The sequence below is a fragment of the Mycobacterium sp. SMC-17 genome (assembly GCF_045310915.1).
Lineage (GTDB): Bacteria > Actinomycetota > Actinomycetes > Mycobacteriales > Mycobacteriaceae > Mycobacterium.
Genome location: NZ_JBJIAK010000109.1, coordinates 1 through 4,856, shown reverse-complemented (window position 1 = coordinate 4,856; position 4,856 = coordinate 1). Strand labels below are relative to the sequence as shown.

Below are 4,856 nucleotides of genomic sequence, written 5' to 3'. Positions count from 1 at the left end.
ATCTACTACGCTACGACCGCAGCCCAATCAGAGACTGCGCACCAATAACCGGTGTGCACCAAACTCGGGGTGGTTCAGGTTCGGCGCCGGCGACATCGAGCTCGACACCAGACCTGATCGACACCGAATCAAGTCCGCCGACCTGAGGGTGCCGGAACCGGACAAACCGAAGCCAGGACAACGGCCATCGGCGGCGACCGGCAGAAGCACACGAAAGCGGAGACGGGGCAACCGTTGATATACCCCTAGTCGATGGGGGAGCGGACCGCCGTTGGGCGAACGCGGTGCAGACTGGCGCACAATGTGGGCCCTCGTCGCACCCTGGAAGGGCTGACGAACACGCGGTCCTGGGCTTGCATCGAGTGTTACCGTTGATCTAGCGGCAAACGGTGCTTGCCCAGCCGATACTCGAGCAGTTTCACCGCGCGGCGACCTCGAAGTATCGAAAGGTTCTCCGAATCGCACCACGATTGGTCAGGTACTCGGCATCAGCGAGACCGAGGTGGCGCGGAACCTCAGTCGACGACGGTGCGAGGACACTTGACATGACTAGGGATCGCAAGCACAAACAGCAAGCTCGCGCACGCCAAGCAGAGCGCGGCGGCACCTACTTCGCGGCTCGGGCAGCAACCACCCAAGCGCCGGCCGTATCTCGGCGTAGTACCGCCATCGCGAATCTGGCGGCTCGTCCCGAAGCGATGATCGACGCTCTGTCACGATTCTGCGGTTTACGCCCGCCGTCGGGGCCTCTCGGCGCACAGCTAGTCGGCTCGGTATTGGACACGCTAGAAACAGCACCGCCGCGGCCGCCACTGGGACCCCGATGGGGCGAACTCTCTCGGACGCTGGCAGGGCACGAAACGATCGATCCGGTACCAGATTCGATCCGCGCTGTGGCACGATACATCAAGAAACTTCTGGCCCAGCTAGATGACGAGCAACTTGTCACGGCCGCAACGGAATTGGGGCTTCGAGAATCGACCGTCAAAGTGGCGGCAATCGTCGTAGTCAAGAGGCCCCAACGGACCACGAAGCGTACGAAGGCAAACGCTAGCAATGACTACTACCGCGACGCCTATCCATTTGCGGGGGAGTCCGACTGGGAAGACCGTGAGGAAGCCGCCGTGAAACGCGCCCGGGCAAACACTATTCGCCGACTCCGCAATCGCGACGGCTGGCGGCCAGGCGACAACGACGTCCTGCGTTATGCCCTCGCAGACCATCTCGGGCGAATCGGCGACGGATACCTGACGGCAACCGAGGAACAGCTCAAACACCTGACGTGGCATCGACAGTCGAGCGGGGCACTCCGAGCCGACGTACCGATCAACACGGTGCCACTCCCGCTATCGGCTGTTGTCAGTGAAAACGTCCGCCACAGTAGTGATCCGACGTCGACCCCTGAGTTCTATCAACCCGACATGCGACAATCAGCGATCGGCTACGTATGTCATGTCGGGGTCATCCACTCCGCCGCAGGCGATTTCGGTCAGTTCAACCTCGACGCCGCCGCAGGCGATTTCGATCAGTTCAACCTTGAAGGCCACCTCCCATCAATCGAGGCTGCGCAACTCGAGGGAGCCCGCATGATCGCCAGGATCGCGGGCGATCCGCGCCGGCACCGCGACATTTTCACCAAGCGCCCGTTGGTGCCCCGAACAGCCGCCACATGCGATGACCCGTACGCGCTGACGCTCAACTTAGGAATGGTGCTGCAAAGGATGGCCGCGGAATACGACAGGTCCGGCGACGATCCTGAGGGTTGGCTATGGTCCGCGCGACCACATGTCACCAGAGATCAGCAATTAGCCAGCGTGACCGCGCTCGTACTCGACGGTCTCGGCCTCCCGTGGCCGAGGCCGCAGATCCCAGCCTGCGAACAGCCCGTCGGGTCGACAAGCTTCCAGGACTACCTGGCAACTCAGGGCGTACACATGACCACGCTCGCTCGCAGGTACCTGGTTGGAACTGACGACGCGGGCGACGGTGGACAATTCCTCGTCGACCGCCACGCAGCCGGTATAGCCGCTGTGCTCGCAACGCATGAGCTCAGCGCAGTGATCAGTGAACTCGCCGAGGAGTATCCCGCTGCTGCGACCTGGTCGAGCGAAATTTCGCCCGCCCGGATCGCTCTACAACTGCGGCAACTAGGAGCCGTGAGCTCGCTGCTGGCCGACCTCGATCGAGACCAGGCCGAATCCACAGGACAGTCGGCCGGCTATTGGTGGGACACCTACGACGAGCTTGATGTCATCGACAGACTCGATAGCTACCCATGGGTCGTCTGGTGCCTGAACATGCACGACCCGCAAGACATTCTCGGGGGCATCGACGTCGATGCGCGCACTCGAACGGCGGCCATAGAGGCAGCGGCCGAATGTGGGTGCGTCTTTGACGAATACGGTATGTCTGAGTATCCGGACGGCAGCAAGGAATACACGTGGCAGTTCGGCATCAAACAGTCTGAGCACCTAAGACGGGAGTCTGAACGCCTGCAACCCCTCGTATTGGCCGATTTCTGGGCGGATTTGTTACTGGCGCTATCAACAGGAATTGGTACAGGAATTGGTATCGGTAATCCCGACTTGTGGTCGTGCGGGCCCAGCCCGACGCGAACGCACCAACTCAACGAGTTCGATGGTGGTTATAGTGCCAACCAAATCGATAGGGCCTACCGGTAGGTCCAAACGCGGACGCTGAAGGACGGCGGAACGAGCGAACGATCGCTGACCAGGCTAATGCTGTAAGGCACCGCGAGTTCCCGCAAGCGCGGCCACCGGGAAATCTATGACAGCGCGATACGCGACCGCAGGCGACGCCAGCGGTCGACTGGCGTCTGAAATCTGACGTTTACGCGATGTGCTAAATGTCGGTCGCAGTTCCGAGCGTCCGCAGCCTGTATTTTCGATTTTTCCAGGTGGCTGACCTTTGACGGTAGAGGGGGGCGTTCGCGGTGAGCTCAGGTGGTCCCAGTTCATCTCCACGCGACACGCTGCAGAAGTTCGTCGTCAGCCTCCTGCTTGGGCTGCTCATAGCGTTGCTCACTTGGAAGCTGACGACGCAGTGGGTGTGGCACCTCGACGACGCTGCCGCCTTGCCACTAGCGTTAGCAGGATTCGGGTTGGTGTTGGCCGCATACCAAGCGTGGGGGCCGTCCATTCACCCGGCGACGTTCAGTCGCCGCGCAGCCAGCGTCAGCTGCGTCGTCCTTCTCGCCCTGATCGCAGCCGTTTGGACCTGGCCGGCGATCTTGAACCCGCTTGGTAGTCGCAACAGCAGACCGGGGACAGCAAAGCCCCCTCCGGAGACGTGCACCGAGCAGCCCTACGAGGCCAACGATTGGGGACCGGACCGCCCCGTAGTCCCGCTAGGCGAAAGCAGCGTTCCCGCGTTCAACAACGGTATTGACGACGGGGTTGACGAGCGAATGTGGCTGGTGTCCGCGCGAGACGCGATCTATCAGGACAGTCCGCGACCAAACGGCGGTTACGAGCGCTCCGTAGAGGTGAGCCCGCAAAGCTCGTACCGGATTCGATTCATGTTCTGGAACAACGCCAGCGCACCGGGCATGGAGATCACTAATGTCCGAGCATCCCTGCGACTGCCGCAGTGCGCTTCCACCGAGACCCGCGTGGTCGGCCAGGTTACCGGCGACAACGCGGTGCCCAACAGCATCTGGGGAACCATTCGATTCCACTCTTCGCAACCCTTCAGGCTGGAGTTCGCGCCCGACGCGGGCCCGGGTCACCGGGCCGTAGTTTGCTGGCCGTCCCAAGCAGCCTGCAATCCGAACGGGCAGGGGTTCATTCCCTTGGATCCCCACCAGCTAGTTGCGCCGGGAGGATTGCCCGTTCCCGGAGGCATCCTCGATGCCGGTCCCCAATCTTTCTCTTTCATCATGGTTTACGTCCGACCGGTGTTCGGCTGACACGCTCGATCAAACGCGCCGGCAGCGCCAGTTCCAGAACGCCGCGTATGACTAGATACCCCTGAAGTCCGCCGCCGCGGCGCGGACGCCGATAGCTGCCGTGGCAAGCAACCGTCCAACCGCCTTGTCCGCCAATTTGAATGCAACTTTCGAGTCTGAGGCGTGCTTGCCGCCAGAAGCACTGAGAACTCCGCCCACTTGACTGAGGCTGGACGACTATTATCACGGGCGCCAAATCGGCTGTCACACAGGGGTTTACCGACCTACTGGTAACCCTCAGTATTCCATTCCGCCGTATTGCTCGGTATGCGCGGAGTGTTGAGCGGCTGAAAGCGGGCAGGGGAGAGGCGCCAGCCACCCGGCACGCAGGTTACGGAGCTGACCGACGCAGCGTATGTGAGCGGCCGGTGCAATTGTTTGCCCGGCGATGCCTACTCCGCCGAGCTGGCAGAGGGTCCCCGGTCCGTTCGGCGGCAGTCTCCAGCTTGAGCAGTGTGCAATCTGGCCCTTCGCTCTCGGAGTGGTCTCGTGTTCAATCGCAGTTGTGCTCACACCGGGAACTGAACTGCACCTCAAGGCCAAGATTTGGCGCGTAATGGGGGAACTGCCGGGCGCCGATCCCGCTGGGTTCGGCAAGCCGTACGTCGTCGAGGACGAAGCCGGCACCCAGGCTGTCGCGAAGTTAGTGGACAAGGCCCCGGGTGCCGATCGAGAGCTACTGGTCGGGGCCGCTCTCAAGGCAGCCAAATACCGCAACGTCATCCCTGTCCTCGACTACGGCGAACATGCCGACCAATGGGTTCTGGTGATGCCCCGCGCCGAAAAATCACTGAAAGCGCATCTGGAGTCACAGAGCAATGATCAGAACCTGTGGATGAGCCTCGGCGAGGCGGCGTAGGAAAGGGCGCACCTTCCCGAGGATGATCTG

General features: G+C 61.8%; 3 protein-coding genes. All 3 read left to right on the top strand.

Annotated elements, in window-relative coordinates; all coding sequences use genetic code 11:
- Nucleotides 1–893: 893 nt before the first annotated feature.
- Entirely contained in the window at nucleotides 894–2,681 is a 1,788-nt protein-coding gene (locus ACJH7A_RS29995) for a hypothetical protein (RefSeq protein WP_406803282.1), read from the top strand.
- A gap of 272 nt (nucleotides 2,682–2,953) precedes the next feature.
- Nucleotides 2,954–3,928 carry a hypothetical protein gene (locus ACJH7A_RS29990; RefSeq protein WP_406803281.1) on the top strand — a complete coding sequence of 325 codons (975 nt, stop codon included), beginning with the start codon at nucleotides 2,954–2,956 and terminating at the stop codon, nucleotides 3,926–3,928.
- A 544-nt stretch (nucleotides 3,929–4,472) separates the two neighbouring features.
- Nucleotides 4,473–4,826, top strand: coding sequence for a hypothetical protein (locus ACJH7A_RS29985; protein WP_406803280.1), 354 nt, complete (start codon nucleotides 4,473–4,475; stop codon nucleotides 4,824–4,826).
- Nucleotides 4,827–4,856 lie beyond the last annotated feature (30 nt).